This window comes from Halomonas sp. (genome assembly GCF_041689495.1).
Classification (GTDB): Bacteria; Pseudomonadota; Gammaproteobacteria; order Pseudomonadales; family Halomonadaceae; genus Halomonas.
This window is the reverse complement of record NZ_JBDNGD010000370.1, coordinates 1-5079: the sequence shown is the minus strand read 5'-3', so window position 1 is coordinate 5079 and position 5079 is coordinate 1. Positions and strand designations below refer to the sequence as shown.

Genomic DNA, 5079 nt, shown 5'->3' with positions numbered 1-5079 from the left:
TTCCGAGCGAATGACAACAAGCGGGATGAAACCGGTCTTCATCGGGTTTCGTCCCGCTTTTTTGCGGGCCGGGGCCGGCCATCCGGCGGACGAGCCTCGGTGCCAGACCCGGAAAGCCGTATTTCATGACGAGCATGGGAGGACCTTGCATTGAACAGACCCGCGATATTGGCCATGGAAGACGGCAGTGTGTTTCATGGCACGGCCATCGGTGCCGATGGACAGACCAGCGGTGAGGTGGTGTTCAATACGGCCATGACCGGCTACCAGGAGATCCTGACCGACCCCTCCTATACCCGCCAGATCGTTACCCTGACCTATCCGCATATCGGCAATACCGGCGTCAACGCCGAGGACGTGGAGTCCGATGGTATCGCCGCGGCCGGCCTGGTGATCCGCGATCTGCCGCTCATGGCCAGCAGCTTCCGCAGTGAACAGTCTCTTTCCGATTACTTGAAGAGCCAGAACGTGCTCGGCATCGCCGACATCGACACCCGGCGGCTGACGCGGATCCTGCGCGACAAGGGCGCCCAGAACGGCGCCATCCTCGCCGGGTCGGACGCCCAGGGCGAAGGTGCCGTCGAGCGTGCCCTCGCCGCCGCCCGGGCCTTCCCGGGTCTCAAGGGCATGGATCTGGCCAGGGTGGTGTCCTGCCAGACCCCCTACGAATGGAACGAGGGCGAGTGGGCGCTGGGAGAGGGTCATGCCGACGCCAGTCGTATCGAACGGCCCTATCACGTCGTGGCCTACGATTACGGCACCAAGCGCAATATCCTGCGTATGCTCGCCTCCCGGGGGTGTCGCTTGACCGTGGTGCCGGCCCAGACCCCGGCCAGCGAGGTGCTGGCGATGGCTCCGGATGGCGTCTTTCTGGCCAATGGCCCCGGTGACCCTGAACCCTGCGACTACGCCATCACGGCCATTCGCGAGATCCTCGAGACGCGGATCCCGGTGTTCGGCATCTGCCTGGGTCACCAGTTGCTGGCGCTGGCCAGCGGGGCGAAGACGGTGAAGATGGGCCATGGCCACCACGGGGCGAACCATCCGGTGCAGGACCTCGATAGCGGCAGGGTGATGATCACCAGCCAGAACCATGGCTTCGCCGCCGACGAGGCGAGCCTGCCGGCCAACCTGCGCGCGACTCACCGCTCGCTGTTCGACGGCACCCTCCAGGGTATCGAGCGCACCGACTGCCCGGCCTTCAGTTTCCAGGGGCACCCCGAGGCAAGCCCCGGTCCGCACGACGTGTCGCCGCTGTTCGACCGTTTCGTCGCCATGATGAAGGAACGCCGCTAACCACGAACCACCTGACATCAGCCTGTCCTTCACGAATCAGCTCACGAATTAGCCGCGGGAACCGTCATGCCCAAACGTACCGACATCCAGAGCATCCTGATCATCGGCGCCGGCCCCATTGTCATCGGCCAGGCCTGCGAATTCGACTACTCCGGCGCCCAGGCCTGCAAGGCGCTGCGCGAGGAGGGGTATCGGGTCATCCTGGTCAACTCCAATCCAGCCACCATCATGACCGACCCCTTGATGGCCGATGCCACCTATATCGAGCCGATCACCTGGGAGACGGTGGAGAAGATCATCGCCGCCGAACGCCCGGATGCCATCCTGCCCACCATGGGCGGACAGACGGCGCTCAACTGTGCCCTCAACCTGGACAAGCACGGCGTGCTCGAGAAGTACGGCGTGGAGATGATCGGCGCCAACGCCGATGCCATCAACATGGCTGAGGATCGCGACCTCTTCGACCAGGCCATGAAGCGCATCGGCCTGGCGTGTCCCAAGGCAGAGGTGGCCCACAGCATGGAGGAGGCCTGGCGGATCCAGGCCGAGCTGGGCTTCCCGGTGATCATCCGTCCTTCCTATACCATGGGGGGGTCCGGTGGCGGCGTGGCCTACAACAAGGAGGAGTTCGAGGAGATCTGTGACCGGGGGTTCGATCTCTCCAACAATCACGAGCTTCTGATCGACGAATCGCTGCTGGGCTGGAAGGAGTACGAGATGGAGGTCGTGCGCGACAAGCACGACAACTGCATCATCGTCTGCGCCATCGAGAACTTCGACCCCATGGGCGTGCATACCGGCGACTCCATTACCGTGGCCCCGGCCCAGACCCTGACCGACAAGGAATACCAGATCATGCGCAACGCCTCCCTGGCGGTGCTGCGCGAGATCGGTGTCGAGACGGGGGGTTCCAATGTCCAGTTCGGCGTGGACCCCGAGACCGGTCGCATGGTGGTGATCGAGATGAACCCGCGGGTGTCGCGCTCCTCGGCCCTTGCCTCCAAGGCCACCGGCTTCCCGATCGCCAAGATCGCCGCCAAGCTGGCCGTGGGCTACACCCTGGACGAGCTGCAGAACGACATCACCGGCGGACGGACGCCGGCGTCCTTCGAGCCATCCATCGACTACGTCGTGACCAAGATCCCGCGCTTCACCTTCGAGAAGTTCCCCCAGGCGAACGATCGCCTGACCACCCAGATGAAGTCGGTGGGGGAGGTAATGGCGATCGGGCGTACCTTCCAGGAATCCCTGCACAAGGCCCTGCGTGGCCTGGAAACCGGCAACGACGGCCTCGACCCCAAGTTTCCTGAGTACAAGTTCGGCGAGTTCACCGCGGATGCCATGGCCCACATCAAGGGCGAGTTGCAGGCCGCCGGCGCCGAGCGCATCTTCTTCATCGCCGATGCCATGCGCGCCGGCATGAGCGTCGAGGAGATCTTCACGCTGACCAATATCGATCCCTGGTACCTGGTGCAGATCCAGGATCTGGTCAACACTGAGGTCGACCTGGCCAAGCGTTCCCTTTCCGAGCTCACGGCGCCCGAGTTCTTCGCGCTCAAGCGCAAGGGGTTTTCGGATGCCCGCCTGGCGAGCCTGCTGGGCGTGGCCGAGAAGGAGTTCCGCAAGGCCCGCCAGAAAGCCGGTATCCGTCCGGTCTACAAGCGCGTGGATACCTGCGCCGCCGAGTTCGCCTCGGACACCGCCTACATGTATTCCACCTACGAAGAGGAATGCGAGGCGGCGGTAAGCGACCGCCAGAAGATCATGGTGCTGGGTGGCGGACCCAACCGTATCGGCCAGGGCATCGAATTCGACTACTGCTGCGTGCATGCCGCTTTCGCCATGCACGATGACGGCTTCGAGACCATCATGGTCAACTGCAACCCCGAGACCGTCTCCACCGACTACGATACCTCGGACCGTCTCTACTTCGAGCCGGTGACCCTGGAGGACGTGCTGGAAATCGCCGACAAGGAGCAGCCGGTCGGTGTCATCGTGCAGTTCGGCGGGCAGACGCCGCTCAAGCTGGCCCGTGAGCTCGAGGCCGCCGGCGTGCCGATCATCGGCACCACCCCGGACGCGATCGACCGCGCCGAGGATCGCGAGCGCTTCCAGCAGATGATCGACAAGCTGGGCCTCAAGCAGCCGCCAAACGCCACGGCGCGCAGCTTCGAGGAGGCCTTCTCCAAGGCCGAGGCCATCGGCTATCCGTTGGTGGTACGCCCTAGCTATGTGCTGGGCGGTCGCGCCATGGAGATCGTCTATGACGGCTCTGAGCTCGAGAACTACATGACCCATGCGGTCAAGGTCTCCAACGACTCCCCGGTGCTGCTGGACCACTTCCTCAATGCCGCCATCGAGATCGATATCGATGCGGTCAGTGACGGCCACCAGGTGGTTATCGGCGGTATCATGCAGCATATCGAGCAGGCCGGGGTGCACTCCGGGGACTCCGCCTGCTCCCTGCCGCCCTACTCCCTGCCGGCCGAGGTGCAGGACGAGATGCGCGAGCAGGTCAGGCAGATGGCCGTGGAGCTTGGCGTGGTGGGCCTGATGAACGTGCAGCTGGCCTGGCAGGACGGCGAGATCTACATCATCGAGGTCAATCCCCGCGCCTCGCGTACCGTGCCCTTCGTCTCCAAGTGCATCGGAATCTCGCTGGCCCAGGTGGCGGCGCGTTGCATGGCCGGGAAGACTCTGGCCGAGCAGGGATTCGAGCGAGAGATCGTGCCGCGCTTCTTCAGCGTCAAGGAGGCGGTCTTCCCGTTCAACAAGTTCCCGGGGGTCGACCCGATCCTCTCGCCGGAGATGAAGTCTACCGGCGAGGTGATGGGCAGCGGCGATACCTTCGCCGAGGCCTTCTACAAGGCACAGCTGGGTGCCGGTGAAGCGATTCCGCCGATTACCGGCAAGCGCCAGGCATTCCTCTCGGTCAGGGATCCGGACAAGGCGGGAGTTATCGAGGTAGCCCTTTCTCTGATAGCATTGGGTTTTACGCTCTGTGCGACCCGCGGTACTGCCGCCACCCTCGATGCCGCTGGCCTCGAGGTGAAGGTCGTGAAAAAGGTCTTCGAGGGCCGCCCGCATATCGTCGATCTGCTCAAGAACGACGAGGTGGCCTATGTCATCAACACCACCGAGGGTCGCCAGGCCATCAGCGACTCTTCGGTGATTCGTCGTACGGCACTTGCCCGTAAGGTTCCCTATGCCACGACACTGGCAGGGGCCAGTGCCGTTTGCATGGCACTGGAATACGGCAACCAGATCACGGTACGTCGGCTACAGGAACTGTATGCAGGAGCTGCACAATGAACAAGGTCCCCATGACCGTTGCGGGTGAATCCCGCCTGCGCAAGGAGCTCGATGAGCTCAAGAGCGAGGCACGGCCCAGGGTGATCGCGGCCATCGCGGAAGCCCGTGAGCACGGTGACCTCAAGGAGAACGCCGAATACCATGCCGCTCGCGAGCAGCAGGGGTTCATCGAAGGGCGTATCCAGGAGATCGAGGGCAAGCTGTCCAATGCCCAGGTCATCGATGTGACCAAGTTGCCCAGGACCGGCAAGGTCATCTTCGGTGTGACCGTCGGCCTGATCAACCTCGACAGCGATGAGGAGGTGACCTATCGCATCGTCGGCGAGGACGAGGCCAATATAAAGGAAGGCCGTATCTCGGTCACCTCGCCCATCGCTCGCGCCCTGATCGGCAAGGAGGAAGGGGACGACGTGGTGGTCAAGACCCCCGGTGGCGAGGTCTCGTACGAGGTGGGGAGCGTCGAGCATCTGT

Annotated in this window: 3 protein-coding genes; all 3 read left to right on the top strand. The window is 63.6% G+C overall.

The genetic code is table 11. The features are described from left to right. The first annotated feature begins 150 nt into the window (after positions 1-150). Entirely contained in the window at positions 151-1296 is a 1146-nt protein-coding gene (carA, locus tag ACESMD_RS11600; protein ID WP_372613298.1) for a glutamine-hydrolyzing carbamoyl-phosphate synthase small subunit, read from the top strand. 66 nt (positions 1297-1362) lie between these two features. After that, complete coding sequence (carB, locus tag ACESMD_RS11595; RefSeq protein WP_372613296.1) at positions 1363-4608, top strand: carbamoyl-phosphate synthase large subunit; 3246 nt, start codon at positions 1363-1365, stop codon at positions 4606-4608. Then, positions 4605-5079, top strand: a 475-nt coding sequence (gene greA / locus ACESMD_RS11590) for a transcription elongation factor GreA (protein ID WP_372613294.1), incomplete at its 3' end; no start/stop codon positions are given. The genes carB and greA, both read left to right, overlap by 4 nt.

Excerpts from the sequence above, each read along its gene's own strand:
- carB (WP_372613296.1), top strand. The coding sequence starts at position 1,363 with ATGCCCAAACGTACCGACATCCAGAGCATCCTGATCATCGGCGCCGGC.